Below are 19,558 nucleotides of genomic sequence, written 5' to 3'. Positions count from 1 at the left end.
TGTCGGGGGGACGGTTTCACATATTCGGCAAAGGCGCATCTGGCACGCTTGAACATGCAGCCAGCACCAAACTCAGCGGGGCGACGGGCCACCTCGTTATCATGACTGGAATAGCCTCTCGCGCCTAGCCGCACCTACCCGCATACAGCAACCTGTCTTTGAGTCGGAACCAAGTCTCGCGAGCATGATTGTGCTTCTGGGGCGATGAGGAGCCATCGCCATGAAAAGCCAAGGCTTGCTACTTACCGCGATTTTGACCCTTGCTGTCGGCGTGGCATGGACCGTGCACCTGAGCAGGCCAGATCAGTCTTGCCCCCGTCCGTCCGCGGCGTCAGTAACGATGCTGTTCGATCCGTGCTGCTGATTCCGATGATCTCGCCCGGGTGTACCGATTTGATCTCGCCCAGGATTCCGAGATGATCTCGCCCACCATACCGATTTTGATGTCGCCCGGGGCGTGAGGGCGTTCTGGCTTGTTGGTTTCTGGCATCGGCGAAGCCGCGAGGTCAACCTTAAATCACGGCTCGAAGTCTTCGTTGTCTGTTTCTGCTGTGGGCATGTGGGCAACGCTCTTCGCGTTGTCCAAGCGCAGCGGCATGTCCACAGCGCCACGCGCTCAGGTCTTTCGGCCGGGTTTTCGGGTTCGGCGCATGCTCTCGCCGTTGAGGTCGATCCGGTGGGCGTTATGGACCAGGCGGTCGAGGACGGCATCGGCGTAAGTCGGGTCGCCGATCAGTGCGTGCCATTGATCGACCGGGAGCTGGCTGGTGACGATGGTGGAGCGGCGGCCGTAGCGGTCCTCGAGGATCTCCAGGAGGTCGTGGCGGGCGGCGGCGTCGAGCGGCTCGAGACCCCAGTCGTCAAGGACGAGGAGATCGACGCGGCCGAGCGCGCGCAACAGACGCGGGTGGCGGCCGTCGCCGCGCGCCAAAGCCAGGTCGCTGAACAGCCGCGGGACGCGCTGATAGAGCACCGAGCGATTGTCGCGACAGGCCTTGTTGCCGAGCGCCGACGCGAGCCAGCTCTTGCCGACGCCGGATGGCCCACAGATCAAAAGATTGGCGTGGTCGTCGATCCAGCTGCCTTCGACCAGCATCGTCAGCAGGGCGCGGTCGAGGCCGCGCGGGGTCTTATAGTCGATGTCCTCGACGCAGGCCTGCTGGCGCAGCTTGGCGTATTGCAGCCGCTTCGACAGCCGCTTGTCGCGTCGCAGCGATGCTTCGCGTTCGAGCAGGAGTGCCAGCCATTCGGCGTGGCCGAGGCTTGCGGCGTCGCCGCCGGCTTCGATGTCGGCGAAGGCCTTGGCCATGCCGTGCAGGCCAAGTGCATGGAGTTGATCGAGGGTCGGATGGTTGAGCAAGACGTAATCTCCTAGTTGTAGTAGCGCGGCCCGCGGATGTTGGGATGGAGGATCGGCGCATCGTCCGCAGGCCGCTTTTGCGAAGGACGCCGATCGAGATTGTTGGCGAGGATCGATTTGACCGAGCCGTAGGTGCGCGCGCCGATGTCGATCGCCCGAATGGCAGCGGCATCGAGCCGCTCGTGCCCGTAGGACCGGGCAAGCCGGATGATGCCGAGGCAGGCGCGGAAGCCCTGCTCGGGGTGTGCGCGTTCATCGAGGATCAGATCGCACAGCGCGGCGGTCGCCGGCCCGATCGTGGCGGCATCCTTGCGGATGCGCTCGATGGTCCAGCCGGCGTAGCGCCGATGGCTGGAGGCCATGTGTTCCGGCACGGTGGTGTGCTTATGGTTGCCGCTCATGCGCTGATGCGCGGCGATGCGCTCGCCCTTGTGGAATATCTCGACGGTGCGGGCGGTGAAGCGGACCTCGACTTCGGCGCGGACGAAGCGATGCGGGACGCTGTAGTAGTGCGCCGCGACCTCGACGTGATAGTCGATGCTGACCCGGCAAATCCGCCACTCGGCGAACACATAAGGGCTCTCCGGCAAGGCCTTCAGCGCCGGCCGGTCGATCTCCTCCAGCAGCCTGCGGCGAGTGACGCCGAGCCGCCGGATCGGCCGCTCCTCGTTGAGCCGGATCATCAACTCGGCGATCGCTGCGTTGACGTCGGCGAGGCTGTGGAAGGTGCGGTGGCGCAGCCGCCCGAGTAGCCAGCGCTCGACCATGAGGACGGCCTGCTCGACCTTCGCCTTGTCCCGTGGCCGTCGAGGCCTGGCCGGCAGAATGGCGGCGCCGTAATGCGCCGCCATGTCGGCGTAGCTGCGGTTGATCTGCGGATCGTAGAGGCAGGCCTTGATGACGGCGACCTTGGTGTTGTCCGGCACCAGCAGCGCCGGCACCCCGCCGATCGCCTCGAAGGCGCCGACGTGGCCGCTGATCCAGTCGGCGAGCCCCTGTGTCCAGGTCGCCTGCGCGTAGGTGAAGCTGGAAGCGCCGAGCACCGCGACGAAGATTTGCGCGGCGCGCCGCTCGCCGGTGAGCCGATCGATCACCACGGGCACACCGTCGCCCGCATAGTCGACGAACAGCTTGTCGCCGGCCGCATGCGACTGGCGCATCGTCACCGACAGGCGGCCTTCCCAGGCGCGGTAGAGCTCACAAAAGCGCGAATAGCGATACCCGCCGGGCTCGCCCGCGATGTACTCCTCCCACACAATCGACAGCGTCATGTGCTTGCGCTTGAGCTCGCGATGCACCGCCGACCAGTCCGGCTCGGCCTGCCGCCGATGGCCCCGACGCGTGCCGGGACCGGCTCCCGCGCTGGCGAACAGCCTGGCCTCCAACTCCGTGTCGGTGATGTCGTCGACCAACGGCCAGGTCAGCCCCGCCGCCTCGAAACGGCGGATCGTCAACCGTACCGTCGAAGGGGCCGTCCCCACCCGCCGCGCAATCTCGCGGATCGGCATCCCGGCCGACTTCAATCTCATCACATCGCGCACGTGGCGCATCGCAAACCTCTCCGTCGGCATCCAGGTCCCCCTTCGCAAAAGCCGAAAGGCGGGACCGTATCGGAGCCAGAAGAGGCCGCATCACCCCGGGCGACATCATCCCGGAATGGTGGGCGAGATCATCTCGGAATCCTGGGCGAGATCATCTCGGAACGGTGGGCGAGATCATTCCGGAATGGTGGGCGACATCGAGCGGAATCAGCACTTTCGAGCCCGACGACATCGGGAGTGGCGTTTATGGGTGAAAGAGTTAACCGCTTGCGTTCCCACCAACGCAACATTGACCGTTATCAAGGCCTCCTCAAATCCCGCTTGAGCGACATTGAGTTGCGGTTCGTCGAACAGCGCTTGTCTGAAGAGCGGCTTGCTTTAGCAATGCTGCAGTTCATGGGTCCAAGCAATTCGTCGGAAGAAGATGACCACCCCGGTGCGTTGGAATAGCGCGAAAAATCGAAGCTGCTCCCTTGCTCTACTAGCGCGTCTTGGACGCCACGCCTTCTTGAAGACGTTACCGAGCCGCGATCGGCTGATGACTGGGCGTGGAGAAAAGAGATGAGCCCGAAAGAGCGCAAAGATCGAAAGGGTGAGCATCGCCAGCTAGATGTGGACCGAGCATCGGACGCACGTGATGCGGTCAAAAAATGCAGCCCACCGGCCGCCAACGACAACAGTATTGTTTGGCCGCTTATTCCGTTTCCCGGATGGCCAGCACGATTTATTTTTCCTGCCGGACAAGGGTGACGCTTGTCGATAGGCGCGGAAGCAAGAACGGAATCTTCTGCTGACTGTAACGCTGTAATCGTCCTCCCAGGAGCAAGGATCGGAGGTTTCCGCGCGCGGACGCCTGCCGCTGTCTGGCGACGGAGAATTCTGTATCCGAAGGGGCGTAGGGCAGTATTGAGTTCCCTGGTTTCAGTGCGCTTTAGCATTGACATGACCTTTCAACCTGGATTCCCCGGATGAAGAACTTGATGCGGATGATAGCGATTTTCGGCGCTGCTGAAAAATTCGTGTGCCGGTTGACGGCCGGTCGCTTTCTGAGGCGGGACTGACGCGCGGGTCGATGTCCGATTATCCCTCGACAGCGACCGAAAGGCACTTTGTCTCCCTCATCTCACTTAAACGAGATGTGAAGCGCTTCACATTCTTATGTGAGAAAGAAGGTATATCCTGTTGTTAGCTGCCCATGAGGACGTGCCGAAATCCTCTATGTCATACGGACAGCCATCATGCCGTCGGCGGGCAAGCAATCCTTTAACTTTCATTCTGGTCTTCGCTCCGAACGACTGAGCAATTCCGCCCATGTCGGTTCAATATCCATGAAGGAGAAAGTCATGAAAGCCATGTCCAAAATTGCGTTGGCAATGGTTGGGAGTTTTGCGCTTGGTGCTGCGGCAGTTCAAAGCCTTCACGCCCAAGCCACGCCTCCGGGCTACGCAATCGTCGAAGTCAACGTGACGGATAAGGAGGGATACACTAAAGAATTTGTTCCGCTAATCGCGAAAGAAATTCAGGCGAGCGGAGGCAAATATATCGTGCGCGGCGGAAACCCCGTAACTCTGCAGGGCGCGGCACCTGCACCGCGCGTGGTGGTGCTGCAATTCGACAGCGTGGAAAAAGCTCAAGCGTTTTGGAGTTCACCGGGCCGCAAGGCCGCTCAGTCCGTTGGTGACAAGTATGCAACCACCCGCGCCTTTGCGGTTGAGGGCGCGACGCCGTAGCAATGGTGGGACGGCTTTGACCGTCAGACCTGCCGGTAAAGCGGATATCGCTCGGCGCTCCGCTTAGCCGTCCACCGCTCCCTTCGTCTCGACCCAGCCGATGGCCGACAAGGGCTTGCTGTCCTCCGCCGTCATCGCAACCAAACCATCGGGCGGCACCAGCACTTGCCGTCCAGACATCAAATGCAGCGTCCCCCGTGCGTCCAGCGGCGCTTTGAGCGTCACGGTGAAGGTCGATGTATCGTTCGGGTTACCTGACCGTAGAGTGAAGAAATCTCCCGGGTGTGGCAGATGCCATCGACACCTCGATTTACAGAAGTCCCACGCTTCTCCGAGTCTACGGGATGAGTGCATCGCTGGGAGATGCGACGCGAGCCTTCATCGCATCGCTCATGGGCAGTAGAAGGTTCTGTCCCGTCGGCGGAATGGGCGCCTCAAACCATTTCGAGTAAAGCTTGTTGAATTCACCTGACCTCATCTTTTCCTTGATTACGGAATCGACGAGCGCTTTAAATTCCGGATCTTCCCTCCGGGTCATGAGCCCGTAATAGCTCGGCTCGTAGGTTGCCGCCAGCATCCGGAAGACCTTGGGGTCGGAGGAGTTAGCGACCAATCCGGCAATCAGGATATCGTCCTCGAACCATGCGGCGGCGCGGCCCGTTCCCAGGACGAGCAGCGACTCTGCGTGGTCCTTGGCCTGAAAGATCGCCACCTTCAGCTTCTGGTCGTCTATGATCTTCTTGGCGACCGTAAAATTCAGAGAACCCTGCGTTATAACGATGGTTTGCCCGTCTAATCCGTTCAGCTCGACGATCGGAGAAGCGGCGGAAACTAGCCAGCGCGGCGACGCCACATATGTCGCGAGGGAGAAGGATACATGTTTCTGACGTTCGGCGGTGTTGGTCGTACTGCCGCACTCGATGTCTACGGCACCGTTCTGAAGCAGCGGGACGCGATTGGATGCAGTCACCGCGACGTACTCGGTCTCCAGCTCCGGTCGGTGCAGCTCGAACCTGAGTTTGTCAGCGACGGCGGAACACAAGTCGAGCGAGAGCCCTGTCGGCTTTTGATCGGCTCCCAGGTAGGCAAAGGGAATCGACGCCTCCCGATAACCGAAGGTTATTTTGCCGACTTCCTTTATCTTTTCCAGCGTTTGGCTTGCTGCCTGACCCGCCTGGATATCGAGCATCGCAAGCGACAGGGCGGCAATCAATATTGGCGAACGTTTGCGGATCACGTAACCTCCAACTTATCAAGCTGCCTTGTTTCGCGAAAGTTCGTCGAGGCTTTGTCTCAAAGCCCGATCGAGGATTTCAACGGCCCTGTCGATTTCTTCGGTCGAGACGGTCAACGGCGGGGCGATCCGCCACACTGATCCGCGCTCGGGACGGCGACGGATATTCATACTCAACCCGTGCTCGAAGCACTTTTGGGTCGTCAGTCCACCAAGCTGATGGGCGGCGCGCCTGCTATTGCGATCGATGACCAATTCGACGCCGAGCAGAAGGCCCATTCCCCTGATATCGCCGATCTGTTCATACTTCTGCTGCAGTCCCTCGAACTTGCCGCGCAGATAGGCGCCCATGACGTTCGCACGTTCGACCAGCTTTTCTTCGGTGATCACGCGGAGCACTGCCAATCCCACCTCCGCCAACAAGGGATCGGACACATGGCTGGTATAGTAAGTGAAATGATTCTGATGGAGGCTGTTCTCGATTTTCTCGGTCGTCGACACGGCCGCAAGCGGGAGGCCGCCGCCCAGCGTCTTCGACATGGTCATGATGTCAGGGACGACCCCGAAATATTCGGAACCGGATTTTTTTCCGATGCGACCAAAAGCGGTTTGAGCCTCGTCGAAGATAAGTAGCATTCCCCGGTCGTCGGCCGCCTTGCGAAGCGCTTCCATGAAAGCCTTTGGCGGCACCAGCACGCCACCGGCGCTGATCACGGGCTCCGCGATGATCGCGGCGCCCCGTCCGGTCGACTGCATGTCAAACATCTTCAGGGCGAGTTCGAGATTGGCAAGCGCAGACCCTTCTTCGCTGCCCTTTGTGATGTACGGCCGGTAAGCGTTGGGCTCCGGTATGACGAAGACGCCGGGCGGCGGAACGCCGTACCCCTTTCGGTCGCTCGCCATGGAGACCGAAGCCGCTCCACCGGTGATGCCGTGCCATGAACCGCCGAGAACGAGCACTTCGTAGCCGTCGGTGTACATCTTGGCCATCCGGAGCGCGACTTCCGTCGCTTCCGAACCGGTATTAACGAAGATGGAGCGCTTGAGATCGCCTGGAAGCCAATCCCTGGCCAAGACCTGGGCGAGTTCAGCGACGACCTCGGGGATCATTCCACTGAACAGATGGAAGGCCTTCTTACCGGCTTTCTCCACCGCCTCGACAATAGCAGGATGATTGTGACCGATCGTGGCGCACATCTGACCGGACGTGAAATCGAGATATTCGCGCCCGTCGCTATCCGTAACGATAGTCCCTTTTGCCGAGGTGAAGAGGTTCGGGAAGATGTCCCCGCCGTATCTAACAAGGAATTCGTCGGCGGCCGCTTTCAACGCTGAGGTCATGTGCTCTCCTCGGCAAGCGGCGTCGAAGACTGCCGCGCAGCTATGGTCGCAGCGTTAGCCGTTCGCAGGTTAGTTTTCGGGCAGGAATCGATTGCTTCAGGGCGCTCAAGGTACGAGAATTATCGGACTCAACAGAGACATTGGTACCGGGCGGCCATGATGAGCGCCAATTCAAAAAACTCAGCAGCCGATGAAGCTGAGTCACCTCAACGGTCCAGAATGCCGCCGCTGAAGGCGCTGTTGGCGTTCGAAGCAGCCTCGCGACACGGCAGCTTCAGCCGCGCCGCCGAGGAGCTTGGCGTAACGCCTTCTGCAATCAGCCACCACATTCAGAAGCTCGAGGACTTCCTCGGCGTCCGGGTCTTTTCCCGGCACGCCGGCCGCGCTGCCCTCACCAATGCCGGCCGCATCTATGCAAGCGAGATAGAGCGTGCTTTCGGAACGATCGTTGGAGCGACGAGACTAGTGGCTCCCCAATCTCAGCGTGACCATCTGTTTATCGCGAGCGGCCCGAGTTTTGCGGCCAAGTGGCTGCAGCCGCGGATCGGGGATTTCATCAAGCGGCACCCGGAGATCGGGATCAGGCTTTCGACGATCTCCGACCTGCGTGAGCTCGAAACCATACGCTTCGACCTCGCCATTGCCTACGGGTGCCCTCCCGTCGTCAATGGCAGACAGATCGAACCGTTGTTGGCAGAGCGTTTGCGCCCACTATGCAGTCGGCGACTGATCGAACAGGCTCGGCTTCGCCAGCCGAGCGATCTCAGTCGCGCTACATTGATTCACTCCTCCAATGCGCTGACCTGGGCTGATTATCTGCGAAAGATCGTCGGCTCGAATATTAAAGCGCGTCACGAACTTTGGTTCGATCGATCCACCATGGCCATAGACGCGGCTGTCGAAGGCCTTGGAGTGGTCTTGGAGAGCGAGCTTCTCGCTGCGGACGAGCTGAAAAGGGGCACACTTGTCGCGCCGTTCGATCACCCCAGGTTCGAAGTTGAGACCGTCTCCTACTATCTTGTGCGGTCCGCCGAAGCAAAAAGCCGCGGCTATGTCGGGGCTTTCGAATCCTGGTTGCGCGTGAAGCTCACGGCCGCGAATTTTCATACGGCAACGCTAACTTGATGTGTACGGCCCAGCCGGGCTGCCTCTTGCGACGTAAGCTTTTTGCTCTTTTCGGACCTCCTGCTTCGTCGAATGTCTGCTTCGCAGAACCGGACATTCCATAGATCTCATTCCGCGAAATCGGCCTGGTGAAGACAAGTCTCGCGCCTAAGAGTTACCATCGAGCGCGCGAAATCGTAGAACATCGCGGGTTGGCGTAGCAAATAGTGGGAGAAGTAGAATCGAGCCCCGACCCGACCATCCAGTTTTGGTTCTGCAGCAAACGGCACCCTGCGGCGACGAGCAGAACAGATTGTCCGTTTTGCTCGCCCTAATATCCCATTCTACGACGAGCACGTAATCGACCTGTACCATCGGATTTGCGCGCAGTATCGAATGGGGTGCAGATACAGAGACAAAGAGGAGACACAGAAACAAAGGAAAAGTCGCACAGCGGTCCAGCCGTGCGACGTCCGATTAAAAAACGTCGCACAAGATGCGTTTTGTTCTCAGACATCTGGCGAAGCTATTGGAAACCAAGGATTTTCCCTTGGTGGGCGCACCAGGGCTCGAACCTGGGACCCGCTGATTAAGAGACAGCCACCGGTTGAGAAAAATCAATGGCTTGCAGGTCGCACCACCGGGCTTATCCGGCAGAAAATGGGCAATCGTCGCACGAGCGTTTGCACCGCCTATTAGAGTCGCCTCGCGCGAATGGCTTTCCCATACCCGCCGTACCTACGATATCTCATTCAATCCTCCGCTTGAACACGGCTCACCGAGGGAAGCGAACCTAGTCTAGGACTTCGAAGGCGAATGCCGTCAGAATGAAAATCAGGCAGATTCGAAAAGTAATCTGATTTCCCTGGTGAAATGGTGGGCGGGGGTCGGGTTTGAACCTCCGTATTGTGGAATCAAAATCCGGCTACTTCATCAATGATTTCAACTAATTTTCTGACGAAACAGCGGATTCTGCCCCCTCTAGATAAGTCAATAGGGCGATCCAACACTTAGTTGCTATCGAAACCGAGCCTGATTGGCATTGGAGATTGCGGCGCGGCACATGGATAATCCCGGTCAGCATGTGACGACGCGTGGTAACAAAAGGGCGGTGATCGCCGTATTAACATCAACGCCTTCTCATTACCGGCGGAAATCAATATGAACGCCGTTCCCCGCCGAGCTGCTTTCGACGGCCTGCGGCCGGCTTCGTCCGCCGGGAAACTGACCATCAGCATTCGTCTGGCGGTCTCGGCGCTGGTGTTGACAGCAATCCTGCTCACCGCCGCTGCCTCCAGCCTGCTGTGGTGGCGAACGGCGGTGTCGATCAGCCGGCAACTCGCAAGCACAATTGATGAGCAGATCGTTGCTGCTGTTCGCAAGGAAGTTCTGGCGATCGTTGATGAGGCTCGCGCCGCCCACTCTGCTATCCGTACACTCTTCCTGCAGAACGTGCTCGACACCCGGGAGGCTGACAAGCGCGAGTTTGTGTTCTTGTCGCAACTTCAGTCGCAACCGACCATCTCGTGGGTCGCATTCGGCTGGCCCGATGGTACTTTCTTCGCGGTCCACAAGCTCGGCGACGGTCACATTGAGATGATGGAGATCTCCAAGACCGACCATCCCGGTCAGCGCCGGGTCGATGAATATCTGGTGATCCCCGGCGACATCGAATTCGAGAAGCGCCGCTTTGAGCCAACTGATTTTCTCGTCACCGATCAGGACTGGTTCAAGACCGCCATGGAGGCGAAAGGCCCGCAGTGGTTCAGGGTCCTCGACCATCCGATCGGCCCGCGCCCATCAATCGCTTTTGCGGGACCGATCGACGTTTATCAGCAGCGTCAGGGCGTGCTCGCCATCATCATTGAATATACACGGCTGTCACGGTTCCTCGCCCAGCTTGAGGTCGGCAAGACCGGAACCGCCTTCATCCTCGATGAGAGCGGCGAACTGATCGCAGCCCCTGACAAGAACGGTGACGAACTGCATTCGGCGGAAAGCCAGCTGGCGATGCTGCCGCTGGCCCGGATGGCGTATACGCGGGCGGGCGAGGCCGGCCGCAAGGAAGCGTGGCGGCAGCGTCTCGACCTCGATGGCGCGGCTTATGAAGTCGGGTTGACGCCGTTGCCCTTTTCCGGCTGGTCGCTTGCGACCGTAATTCCCGAGGCGGAATTCCTCGGCCCCGTCGACACCACCCTGCGACGGCTCATCGTTGGACTGGCCATCGGCGCACTGCTTGCTGCGCTATTGTCGGCGATGCTGGTGCGTTCGGTCATCGCGGTCCCCCTCGCCCGCGTCGTCGGCGAAATCCGGCATGTTGAGACGTTCGCATTGGATCAGGTTCGCAGTCACCCGTCCCGACTCACCGAAATATCGAGTTTGTCGAGCGCGATCGCCGAAATGGCCGCAGGCTTGTCAGCTTTCCGCAAATTCATTCCAGCCGACCTCGTCCGATCGCTACTGCGTCAGGGTGTCGAGGCGAAGCCGGGCGGCTCGATGCAAGAGCTGACGGTGATGTTCATCGATATCGCCGGCTTTACGGGACTTTCGGAACGTATGGGCGATCGCGTCGTGCCGCTGTTGTCGAGATATCTCGATGTCGCCTCGGAGGTGATCGATGCGAACGGCGGCACCATCGACAAGTTCATGGGCGATGCGGTCATGGCATTCTGGGGGGCGCCAACGGCGCAGCAGGATCATGCCCTGCTTTGCTGTCGCGCGGCGTTTTTGTGCGGGCAGGCAATCGAAGCGGCAGGAATTGAGAATGACAACGGCCAACCGCTTCAGACCCGGATTGGCATCAATTCTGGGCGCATGCTGGTCGGCAATATCGGCTCCGAATTGCGGTTGAACTATACCGTGATCGGAGACGCCGTGAATGTGGCAAGCCGCCTGGAGGGCGTCAACAAGCAGTATGGCACGCAAATCCTGATTGGCGCGGAGACTAAACGCCTCGTTGGAAATGCTGTGATCACCCGCGAAATCGATAGCATCGCGGTCTACGGCAGAGCAGAAGGCTTGGCCGTTCACGAACTCATCGGCCTCAGCGACCAAACGAGCGACCATCCGTGGCTGGCGAATTACGAAGATGGTCTGATCAAATATCGCCACCGCGACTTTTCGAGTGCGATCAAGAGTTTCAAGGCTGTGTTGTCGGTGCGTCCTTATGACGGACCAGCAGCGCTGATGGTTGAACGCTGCCGGTCTCTAATCCAGTCCGGCACCGACGATACGTGGTCGCCTATCGCCACGCAGAATTCGAAATGACGTATCTGTCGCGCATGGAAATCCATCAAATCAGATACTTCCTTGCGGTCTGCGAGCAGCTGAACTTCACACAGGCGGCGAGACAATGCCATATCACGCAGCCCTCGCTGACGCGCGCCATCCAGCGCCTGGAGAAGGAGTTCGGCGACTATCTAATTTCAGCGCGAGCGGCCAAAAATCGAGCTGACCCACCTCGGCAAGCTCGTGCGCCCCTATTTGCAGGAAGCGTGGGAAGAGGCACAGGCAGCGAAAAAAGGAGCCAAGGAATATGGAGTCAAGGCGCCGATGCGCCTGAATCTTGCAATGATGTGCACGATTGCACCAGCCTTGCTGATCCAGCTGTTTTCGCGCTTCCGCGCGGCACATTCGGACATTCAGTTGGACTTGATCGACGGCACTGCGCAGTCGATCGAGGAGCAGCTTATCGGCGCGAAAGCGGAATCTGCGGTCTACTGCTGGCCAGACGGGCGCGGGATCCCCGCCTTAACTATTTGCCACTGTTTCGGGAGCAGATGATGATCTCGGTGTCGATTGCGAGACGGTCTATCGAAGCGACCGGGACGACTGGTCCTGGCAATGATCGCCAGCGGCTTCGGGTTCTTTCCGAAATACTCGACTTCGAACGCGTCCGTCGTGGCCAGGCCTTTAGTCAATCCTGAATTCTGGCGTGAAGTCAGCCTCACCACGTACTCACGCACGGTTGGCGCGCTGGTTCACGATGGCATGAGATCGGCCTGGCTCGATGACGAAGCGTTGGCCGTAAAAAACCTTCGGTCGGCTTTCGAGAATTCCGATCCCCGGTACCGCGAGCCGTCGTGTTGCGTAGAAGCGAGGAGGACTGGGGAATTCCCCGCAGAGGCGGCTCTATTCGCTCGATCGTAGCATTGCTGACTGAAGACGCTATCGAGCGAATAGATACATCGCAGGGTATGAAATCCATTATGGAAATGCACCAGATCAAATATTTCCTGGCCGTTTGCTCTGAATGCAATTTTTCGCGCGCAGCAAGACTCTGCCGGGTCTCCCAACCTTCGCTGACGCGCGCGATCAAGCTTCTGGAAGCCGAGTTCGGTGGCCCCCTGTTCCGACGCACCCGAGGACGCTCTCACCTTACCGCGCTCGGCGAAATCGTTCGCCCACATCTCGAGAAGGTATGGCAAAAAAGCGAGGCGGCGATCACGAGCGCGCGCGAGTTTGCCGCCACGAGCCATCTGCTCGAGGTATCGACGCCAACAGCCTCGATCAGGAAAGTACGCAGTTGTGGGCGCTAGGGGAGTTTTACTCCGCCGCCTGTGGCATCGTTTCCATATGCTCATGGAAGACGACACCCGAGAGCGGATCGAATTCCCCGGCCCAGGGCATGCGCGACAAGACCGATTTCGTATGTGCGTAGCCCGCTTCCCAGCGCTGCTTGATGCCGCCCGGGGTGAAGTCGATGTCCTTGGTGTGGGTCTCGCGGTCAAGCTGCGGAGCCAAGAGACGCACGACATGCATCCGGGTCTGGCAACCGTAGCTTGAAAGCTCCTTCACGACAGCGCTGTTTCGTTCGCTTTCAGGAAGACGCGCAGTCAGCTGATTAATAACGTGCCGCAGGCGATGAATCTGTTGTTGGCGCACGATCTGACTTGCGATCCGGCTGGAATATTGCACATCTTTGTGGCGGTTGAAGACTTCCGCCATCGTGGTTGGCTCGGAGCCAAGTGGATTCCAAAGATGCACTGAGAAGATCAGCGAATCCTTGCGTGGGTTGTCGTCGAAAACGGCCTCGGTTGGCGTGTTCGACAGAATGCCGCCATCCCAATGGAGTTCGCCATCAATTCGTACGGCCGGAAAAGCAGGCGGAAGAGCGCCGGAGGCCATGACGTGTTTCACGGTGATCACGCCATCGCGGCTATCGAAGTAATGCATGTGGCTGGTGCGGACGTGGGCGGCGCCGACGGTCAACCGGGGGCGGCAGCGATTGACGAGATCGAAATCGACCAGCTCTTCGAGCGTCTTCTGCAAGGGTGCAGTCGTGTAGAAACCGGCGCGCTCAGGCCCCAGCACAAAGGCGTCGCCGGCGTGAGCCAACGGATTGGGTCTGAAGAAGCCGGCAATGCCGTGAGTAATCGTCGACCAATAAGAGAGCCTTTCGTTGAAGCCCGGGAAGCCGCTACGAAGATCCCAAATATGTCTTTGCTCCATGCGCTTCCAGAACTCGCGTAGCCGCGGAAGACGGTTTTCTGGCTCGTTGCCTGCGATTAAGCTCGCATTGATTGCGCCGATCGAAGTGCCGATGATCCAGTCGGGTTCGATATCGGCTTCATGCAGGGCCTGGTACACGCCGATTTGATAGGAGCCGAGCGCCCCACCGCCCTGCAGCACCAGGACGACCTGGCCCGGCAGGGTCTTGTTCGCGGCTCTTCTGCCAGCGGAAAGAGAACTGTCCTTCATATCCCGGCTCCAACGATCTGTTTCGCTGCCTTGCACTTCGATGTCCGGCACGTATTCGTTACGGGGATTGCGACATTTCACCGCGCGGAGACGATTTTGGAAATCCGTCTCGCTTCGAACATCATAGGCGGGCGCTATGGCCGCTTGCCTCCTCCTCGGCCTGCGCATGCAGGCCCTCCTCCTGCAGCGTGCTGTCGGCAGATTGTAACAAAACTGGAGCGTAGCAGACGGCGCAACTCAGCTTGAACACCAACGACCGTAACTGAAGCGCCGTTTCAGGAGGCACGTAGAACAAAGTTGGCAATGGTCGCGGCGGCCGTAGAGTCAAGGATACGAACGTCCGAAACTCCAGTACGTAAGCGGAAGGTCGTTCCCCAGTGCGATCGAGTGTAGCAGCGATGTTAGCGGGAGCACCAAAGAAGAACGCCCCCGAGATGCGAAACACCTCGATGTCGCGATCGATGACGAACGCGGTCTCGTAAGCTGCCGCCCTCCTCGGCGGGAGCGGACGATGCGTGCTCGAAATCACTGCCTTCAGAGACAGGTTTCTGATCGTTGTGCCCCAGATCACGCATCGCAACGGTCTCAACCGGCCGGTACGAGAGGCCCGTGGGCCGGCTGTGAGCGTAACAAAGCATGGATCGATGCGAAGCAATCGAGAGGACGATCGTCGAACAGCTTCGGCTGAAGGGAGATATAATATGACGCTGGAATGGCCGAAGAGCGCGACCATCGTGCTGGCATTTTGGTTATCCGCCAGCGCGCAGGCCAAACTTAGCCCCGAACCGCTCACGCTCCGGGCGCATGACGGGGTGTCGATATCCGCGTTGCTTTACGAGGCCCGACAGCCGAAGGGGATCATTCTACTGTTCCACCAGGCTGGCTCCAGTAAGGCGGAATACGCGACAATCGCTCCAAGGCTCGCCGATGCTGGCTTTACAGCACTGGCTATCGACCAACGATCCGGCGGCTCCCTGTATGGCCCGAACAACACCGTCCCTCGGCTCGGCAGGCCGGCGACGTACGAGGACGCGAAGGCTGATTTGGAGACAGCTCTTGAGTGGGCGGTGCCGCGACTTCTCCCGATCATATTGTGGGGAAGCAGCTACTCAGCGGCCCTTGTCTTCGAGGTCACCGCCGAGCACACGAAGCAAGTCAGTGCGGTCATCGCCTTTTCGCCGGGCGAATATCTGGACACGAGCGGCGTAGTTGCACGTGCTGCTGGACGCGTCCAGGTCCCGATTTACGTCACATCGTCATCCGACGCCGACGAAATCCAGGCTGGACGCGCGATCCTGTCTGCCGCTCCCGCGCGCGTTAAGACTCAGTTCATCCCGAAGTTCGGGGTGCACGGCTCCTCAACACTGATCGAGGCGCGCAATCCCAAGGGAGCGGCCGAGAATTGGAAGCACGTTCTGGCTTTCCTGTCAGAGCTGTCCAAACCGCCAGGATGACGCAATCTTCAGGCTGCCTCCGACTTCGCTACACGAGAAATACCGTTGCGAAGACGCTTGCGCAAAGACCAGGAGTCCTAGCTTGTCGCATTCAGGAGCCGTCGAACCGTACGCTCGATTTCGTCATATTGGCCCTCGCCCGCGTGGCTGAACACGACGTTGCCGCGCTGGTCGACGATATATTGGGCCGGCCAGTACTGATTGCGCCAAGCATTCCACGTCGCGGACTCGTTGTCCTGCGCCACCGGATAGGTGATACCATGGCGTTTCAGGGCAGCCTGCACATTGCTAGCCGACCGTTCGAATGGAAATTCGGGGGTATGGACGCCGACGACGACAAGCCCCTTGTCCTTGTATGTTTCGTAGAGCTTGGTCACGTAGGGCAGCGTGTTGACACAGTTGTAGCAGCCATAGGTCCAGAAATCGACCAGCACCACCCTGCCCCGCAAATCACCGATCGAGAGCGGCGCCGAGTTGAACCATTTCGTGATGCCGGAAAAATTCGGGGCCGTAGCACGAGCGTCGGCGACCTGAAGGAGCCTACGATTATCGCCGGCTAGCACTGGCGCCGCCAGAGCAGCCACGGCAAGACCAGCGACTGCGGTGAGGACGGTTCTGCGCGATTGGATCATATCAAGCTCCTTGCGTTACAGGCCGAAGTGGGTTTCCGGAATGAATTGACCGAGCCAGGCAAGCACGACCGCGTCGTATTGCAGAAAGGCGCTCAATGCGAACGCGATGACGACGGCGCCAAAGACCTGTTGCAGCCGCCCAGCGTAAGGGGCGAGGCTTCGCAATTTTGTCGTGATCGCCTGGCCGCCGTAAGCGACGCCGAGCATGGGCAATGCCGCGCCGAAGGTGTAGGTCAGTAGCAGCAGCGCCCCGTGCGCGTGATCGGGCGACGTTGCGATTGCAGTCAGGATCGCTCCCAGCACCGGGCCCGAGCAAGGCGTCCAGATCAACCCGAGCGTCGTGCCGAGAACAAAGCCACCTAAATTGGTTTGGGCGGTAGTTGTCCCCCGCACCGCGAGACCGGCATCCGCCAGTTGAGCCGTCACCCGCTCGAATGCGGCCGGCCGGATCATCAACGCGCCGAAAACCAGCAGGAGTGCAAGTCCGGCCTTGCGCAGCGTGTCGGGGTCAAAGTGCAGAGCCGTCGCAACCGCGTTCAACGCGAGCGCGACAAAGGCGAACGACAGCACAAAACCTGCTGCGATGAGAGCCGGCCGAGCGCCAGCGCGCTGTCCAATCGACGCACCCAGCAGGATCGGCAGCACCGGCATCGTACAGGGTGCGACGATTGTCAGCATGCCAGCGAATAGCGCAAGCAGAAGCTCAGTCATTGGGGTCGCCTATGTGCGGCGAGCGCGCCCATCCGAGGGCAAGGCCGCCGGGAAATACCCTTACTTCTTCATTTCGTCCTTTTTCATACCGTCCTTTGACATCGAGTCCTTGGACATCGCGTCTTTGGACATCGAATCCTTCGACATCGAGTCCTCCTTTGACATCGAGTCCTTCTTCACGTCGTCGGCAAAAGCCTTGGGTGCCAGTGTGAGCCCGAATGACAAGGTCACGGCTGCGAGGACAGTGGCGCGGCGCTTATGCTGCAGAATCTCCTTGAGGACATTTTCCAACTGGCAACAGGTGTCGCCCTTTTGAACTTCGAAAGAGGTTGTCACCCGTTACAAGCCAAGACAAAGAATTGATCACAAGCGCGTGAGCCATTCCGATGATGTTCGAGCAAGGCTCCTACGCGATGGCTCGCTGATCGGCCCAGGGGATCACAGTTCGCCGCTGGCAACCGTTCGGCTTCGGCGGTTGTGCTTTTTGTGCACCGGAAGTAGCGATGTGGTCTTGCGAGGACGCAAACTTGTTGGCGCTTTTTGTAACATCGACAGGCTTCTGCTCGTATTAGCTCACATGCACGATCAAGAGCGAAGAACTCGAGCCCAAGGCGGTCAGGACCTCACCTCTCGCAGCGCGAACACCCCTGACCGCGGATCCGCGCAGAGCCAAACAGCCGTTGCATCGACGCCTTCGGACCTTCTCCGGAGCGAAGGAAACGCGGGCCGAGCCGACGGTGACTTACAACATTTGGACGCCCTGATCGAAAAAGGCGCGTTGCTCCACCGCCTCGGAAAGACCGAGGAGGCGATAGCGCATTTCGACGCGGCCCGGCGGATCGCGCCGGATCATGAGCTGGTTCTGACAAATCTGGCCATAGCGCTCGCCGATTCCGGACAGCGGCATGACGCGGTTGTCGCATTCCGGAAGATTTTGAAGCTCAATCCGGAAAATGAGTACGTTCGGCATCAGTTGCGGCGTCTGATCTCGATCATTGTCCCCTTCTGGCACGCCAGAATGTTGAACGATACGACGAGGAACGATGCCTTCGAACGCGCGATCCAGGCGGCTGTTGCGAGAGAAGGACGGCATGCGCGCATTCTTGATATTGGCGCGGGCAGCGGTCTGTTGTCGATGATGGCAGCGCGTGCGGGAGCTGCCAACATCGTCGCCTGCGAGGGGGTGCCGATCATAGCCGAGGCCGCAGAACGCATTGTTGCATTGAATGGTCTTGACCGCGCGATACGGGTGATCAACAAGGCTTCCAGCGATCTTACTGTCGGAAAAGACTTGGAAGGCCGGGCCGACATTCTGGTCTCGGAGATCATCTCAAGCGATCTTTTGGCCGAGAACGTGCTGGACACGTTTCAAGACGCGCATCTGAGGTTATTGCGCGAGGGCGCAACCGTAATTCCGCGCGCTGCTACGGCTGTCGGCTGCCTGGTCGAAAGCGAAGTCCTTGATAAATACGCGGCCGTGAGCGTGGTGTCGGGATTTGATGTGTCACCCTTTACCGAGCTTACGCCGTCGCGCCTTCCTGTCCATGGGATCATGACATCGTGGCGCCGATTGTCCGACGATTTCGATTTGGTCCGGATTGACCTGACCGAAAGCAAACACCTAGCCGTTATCCAGGAGCGCGCAGTCACCGTGCGGGAAGACGGGCAAGCGGTCGGCGTCGTTCAGTGGATCAACCTTGACTTAGCCGAGGGCATCAGCTTCTCGAACCATCCCGATCGGTATTTTGATGGTGGATGGCTTCAGGTGCTGCATACATTTCCGAGGCCCATTTCCGTCGTCAAGGGCCAGGAGCTTGACCTGACAGTGGGTCACGATCGGGTCAGTCTCATCGTGCTCCCAAGCTCTCGGAGTTTTGCTCGATGAGACAGAGCCGGCTCTTCCTAGTCGCCCTCGCCGATTTTGATCTCAGCGAATATTTGTGTCGCCGACGCTCGGCTTGCCGGCTTGATGCGTGGCCACGGCAAGTTCCGACCGGTCCGAGGCACCCTTCGCAGATCACGCGGCTAGCCGACTTCCTCTCAATCTCTTGCGCGAAGGATCGAAGCCGCATGACATGCGCCGTTGTGGCGTGAAGAAGAAGGGAGTGTTCGAAAGAATGGAGCCTACTGGTTCGGCTCTTACTTGCCCGGCTTACCGGTGTCGGAAACGACTGAGACTCCGAAAGGGGAACGGGACCAGAGCATGCCGGGAAACGTCTCAAAATCGGGCGCCGCAGCCCGGTGGAGAGCACAAAGTAAGGTGTGCACGGTGAAAGCTGTGTTGCCTCAATCCCAGTTTCCAGTCGCTAAAGGGTTGGCGGTAGCGAATGCGGCTGACACGCTACGCCATGCGGGGCGGATCGCACCGGCCAGTGCGAACCGCCACCAGTCCGCATGGGACGACCTCCGTCGGAGGGTCAAGGAAACGAACGGGACACCTAAACACACCGCAACTCCCCACACACGTAACTACGGGATCGCCTGCAGCAGGCTCGTTCACGAACCTGTATGGCGACGGAGCCGTCGTAGTACCCAAAAGCCCGGCGTAATGGCCGGGACAGCTGCCGCGAGGCGGACGATCACGCGCATAAGGCCGGGCGACCGAGCTGAAAGCGCCTCTGACCGGGGGAAGGACGATGCCGCCAACAACGGCATTTGCAGTATGCGTGGAAGAGATTCTTCGACGGAGAGGTTCTGCTGATGCAGGCCGTTACGATCCAGAGGAGAATTGAATCACTGCCGACCTTGTCG

At 59.4% G+C, this 19,558-nt stretch carries 17 protein-coding genes and 1 pseudogene; 10 read left to right on the top strand and 8 right to left on the bottom strand.

What is annotated here, in order from left to right:
* Nucleotides 1–616: 616 nt before the first annotated feature.
* Nucleotides 617–1,360, bottom strand: coding sequence for an IS21-like element helper ATPase IstB (gene istB / locus ABSE61_RS32105; RefSeq protein ID WP_423875187.1), 744 nt, complete (start codon nucleotides 1,358–1,360; stop codon nucleotides 617–619).
* Between the two features lie 11 nt (nucleotides 1,361–1,371).
* Nucleotides 1,372–2,910: an IS21 family transposase gene (istA, locus tag ABSE61_RS32100; protein ID WP_423875186.1), complete on the bottom strand. Its 1,539-nt coding sequence runs from the start codon at nucleotides 2,908–2,910 to the stop codon at nucleotides 1,372–1,374.
* Nucleotides 2,911–3,147: 237 nt separating this feature from the next.
* Here istA and ABSE61_RS32095 point away from each other — a divergent pair, with 237 nt between their 5' ends.
* From ABSE61_RS32095 to ABSE61_RS32085, 3 genes are all read left to right on the top strand, one after another.
* Nucleotides 3,148–3,351 (top strand): hypothetical protein, encoded by a 204-nt coding sequence (locus tag ABSE61_RS32095; RefSeq protein WP_423875185.1) that lies wholly within the window; start codon nucleotides 3,148–3,150, stop codon nucleotides 3,349–3,351.
* 111 nt (nucleotides 3,352–3,462) lie between these two features.
* Nucleotides 3,463–3,651, top strand: coding sequence for a hypothetical protein (locus ABSE61_RS32090; protein ID WP_423875184.1), 189 nt, complete (start codon nucleotides 3,463–3,465; stop codon nucleotides 3,649–3,651).
* Nucleotides 3,652–4,139: 488 nt separating this feature from the next.
* Nucleotides 4,140–4,631 (top strand): DUF1330 domain-containing protein, encoded by a 492-nt coding sequence (locus ABSE61_RS32085; protein ID WP_423875183.1) that lies wholly within the window; start codon nucleotides 4,140–4,142, stop codon nucleotides 4,629–4,631.
* 337 nt (nucleotides 4,632–4,968) lie between these two features.
* On the opposite strand, the gene ABSE61_RS32080 is transcribed toward ABSE61_RS32085, so the two are convergent.
* Both ABSE61_RS32080 and ABSE61_RS32075 read right to left on the bottom strand, forming a co-directional pair.
* Entirely contained in the window at nucleotides 4,969–5,868 is a 900-nt protein-coding gene (locus tag ABSE61_RS32080; protein WP_423875182.1) for an amino acid ABC transporter substrate-binding protein, read from the bottom strand.
* 15 nt (nucleotides 5,869–5,883) lie between these two features.
* A complete protein-coding gene (locus ABSE61_RS32075) occupies nucleotides 5,884–7,206 on the bottom strand; it encodes an aspartate aminotransferase family protein (protein WP_423875181.1) in 1,323 nt (440 codons plus the stop codon).
* Here ABSE61_RS32075 and ABSE61_RS32070 point away from each other — a divergent pair, their 5' ends adjacent.
* From ABSE61_RS32070 to ABSE61_RS32050, 5 genes and pseudogenes are all read left to right on the top strand, one after another.
* Nucleotides 7,207–8,331, top strand: a complete 1,125-nt coding sequence (locus tag ABSE61_RS32070) for a LysR substrate-binding domain-containing protein (RefSeq protein ID WP_423875180.1) — start codon at nucleotides 7,207–7,209, stop codon at nucleotides 8,329–8,331.
* A gap of 1,140 nt (nucleotides 8,332–9,471) precedes the next feature.
* On the top strand, nucleotides 9,472–11,577 hold the full coding sequence (locus ABSE61_RS32065) for an adenylate/guanylate cyclase domain-containing protein (protein ID WP_423875179.1): 2,106 nt from the start codon (nucleotides 9,472–9,474) through the stop codon (nucleotides 11,575–11,577).
* Nucleotides 11,574–11,678, top strand: a pseudogene (locus ABSE61_RS32060) (LysR family transcriptional regulator); the annotation flags it as partial. The gene ABSE61_RS32065 and the pseudogene ABSE61_RS32060, both read left to right, overlap by 4 nt.
* Before the next feature lie 103 nt (nucleotides 11,679–11,781).
* Complete coding sequence (locus tag ABSE61_RS32055) at nucleotides 11,782–12,093, top strand: LysR substrate-binding domain-containing protein (RefSeq protein WP_423875190.1); 312 nt, start codon at nucleotides 11,782–11,784, stop codon at nucleotides 12,091–12,093.
* A 368-nt stretch (nucleotides 12,094–12,461) separates the two neighbouring features.
* Nucleotides 12,462–12,848, top strand: coding sequence for a LysR family transcriptional regulator (locus ABSE61_RS32050; protein WP_423875178.1), 387 nt, complete (start codon nucleotides 12,462–12,464; stop codon nucleotides 12,846–12,848).
* A gap of 7 nt (nucleotides 12,849–12,855) precedes the next feature.
* Here the strand turns inward: ABSE61_RS32050 and ABSE61_RS32045 are convergent, their stop codons facing one another.
* Nucleotides 12,856–14,010 carry a patatin-like phospholipase family protein gene (locus ABSE61_RS32045; protein WP_423875189.1) on the bottom strand — a complete coding sequence of 385 codons (1,155 nt, stop codon included), beginning with the start codon at nucleotides 14,008–14,010 and terminating at the stop codon, nucleotides 12,856–12,858.
* A gap of 701 nt (nucleotides 14,011–14,711) precedes the next feature.
* Here ABSE61_RS32045 and ABSE61_RS32040 point away from each other — a divergent pair.
* A complete protein-coding gene (locus ABSE61_RS32040; RefSeq protein WP_423875177.1) occupies nucleotides 14,712–15,464 on the top strand; it encodes an alpha/beta hydrolase in 753 nt (250 codons plus the stop codon).
* Nucleotides 15,465–15,541: 77 nt separating this feature from the next.
* Here the strand turns inward: ABSE61_RS32040 and ABSE61_RS32035 are convergent, their stop codons facing one another.
* Genes ABSE61_RS32035 through ABSE61_RS32025 form a run of 3 tightly spaced genes read right to left on the bottom strand, consistent with a single transcriptional unit; the run spans nucleotide 15,542 to nucleotide 17,074 of the window.
* Nucleotides 15,542–16,096, bottom strand: a complete 555-nt coding sequence (locus tag ABSE61_RS32035) for a thioredoxin family protein (RefSeq protein WP_423875176.1) — start codon at nucleotides 16,094–16,096, stop codon at nucleotides 15,542–15,544.
* A 15-nt stretch (nucleotides 16,097–16,111) separates the two neighbouring features.
* Nucleotides 16,112–16,807 carry a cytochrome c biogenesis CcdA family protein gene (locus ABSE61_RS32030; RefSeq protein WP_423875174.1) on the bottom strand — a complete coding sequence of 232 codons (696 nt, stop codon included), beginning with the start codon at nucleotides 16,805–16,807 and terminating at the stop codon, nucleotides 16,112–16,114.
* Between the two features lie 60 nt (nucleotides 16,808–16,867).
* Nucleotides 16,868–17,074: a pentapeptide MXKDX repeat protein gene (locus ABSE61_RS32025; RefSeq protein WP_423875188.1), complete on the bottom strand. Its 207-nt coding sequence runs from the start codon at nucleotides 17,072–17,074 to the stop codon at nucleotides 16,868–16,870.
* 106 nt (nucleotides 17,075–17,180) lie between these two features.
* Here ABSE61_RS32025 and ABSE61_RS32020 point away from each other — a divergent pair, with 106 nt between their 5' ends.
* Nucleotides 17,181–18,692, top strand: a complete 1,512-nt coding sequence (locus tag ABSE61_RS32020) for a class I SAM-dependent methyltransferase (protein WP_423875173.1) — start codon at nucleotides 17,181–17,183, stop codon at nucleotides 18,690–18,692.
* Nucleotides 18,693–19,558: the final 866 nt, after the last annotated feature.

This window comes from Bradyrhizobium sp. (assembly GCF_049519115.1).
Taxonomy (GTDB): domain Bacteria; phylum Pseudomonadota; class Alphaproteobacteria; order Rhizobiales; family Xanthobacteraceae; genus Bradyrhizobium.
The sequence above is the reverse complement of the archived record's forward strand: the minus strand, read 5'-3'. Positions and strand labels throughout refer to the sequence as shown.

What these genes read in the sequence shown, in the direction of transcription:
- istA (WP_423875186.1), bottom strand. Translation starts at nt 2,910, where the DNA reads ATGCGCCACGTGCGCGATGTGATGAGATTGAAGTCGGCCGGGATGCCG.
- ABSE61_RS32095 (WP_423875185.1), top strand. Translation starts at nt 3,148, where the DNA reads ATGGGTGAAAGAGTTAACCGCTTGCGTTCCCACCAACGCAACATTGAC.
- ABSE61_RS32090 (WP_423875184.1), top strand. Translation starts at nt 3,463, where the DNA reads ATGAGCCCGAAAGAGCGCAAAGATCGAAAGGGTGAGCATCGCCAGCTA.
- ABSE61_RS32085 (WP_423875183.1), top strand. Translation starts at nt 4,140, where the DNA reads ATGCCGTCGGCGGGCAAGCAATCCTTTAACTTTCATTCTGGTCTTCGC.
- ABSE61_RS32075 (WP_423875181.1), bottom strand. Translation starts at nt 7,206, where the DNA reads ATGACCTCAGCGTTGAAAGCGGCCGCCGACGAATTCCTTGTTAGATAC.
- ABSE61_RS32065 (WP_423875179.1), top strand. Translation starts at nt 9,472, where the DNA reads ATGAACGCCGTTCCCCGCCGAGCTGCTTTCGACGGCCTGCGGCCGGCT.
- ABSE61_RS32045 (WP_423875189.1), bottom strand. Translation starts at nt 14,010, where the DNA reads ATGAAGGACAGTTCTCTTTCCGCTGGCAGAAGAGCCGCGAACAAGACC.
- ABSE61_RS32040 (WP_423875177.1), top strand. Translation starts at nt 14,712, where the DNA reads ATGACGCTGGAATGGCCGAAGAGCGCGACCATCGTGCTGGCATTTTGG.
- ABSE61_RS32035 (WP_423875176.1), bottom strand. Translation starts at nt 16,096, where the DNA reads ATGATCCAATCGCGCAGAACCGTCCTCACCGCAGTCGCTGGTCTTGCC.
- ABSE61_RS32030 (WP_423875174.1), bottom strand. Translation starts at nt 16,807, where the DNA reads ATGACTGAGCTTCTGCTTGCGCTATTCGCTGGCATGCTGACAATCGTC.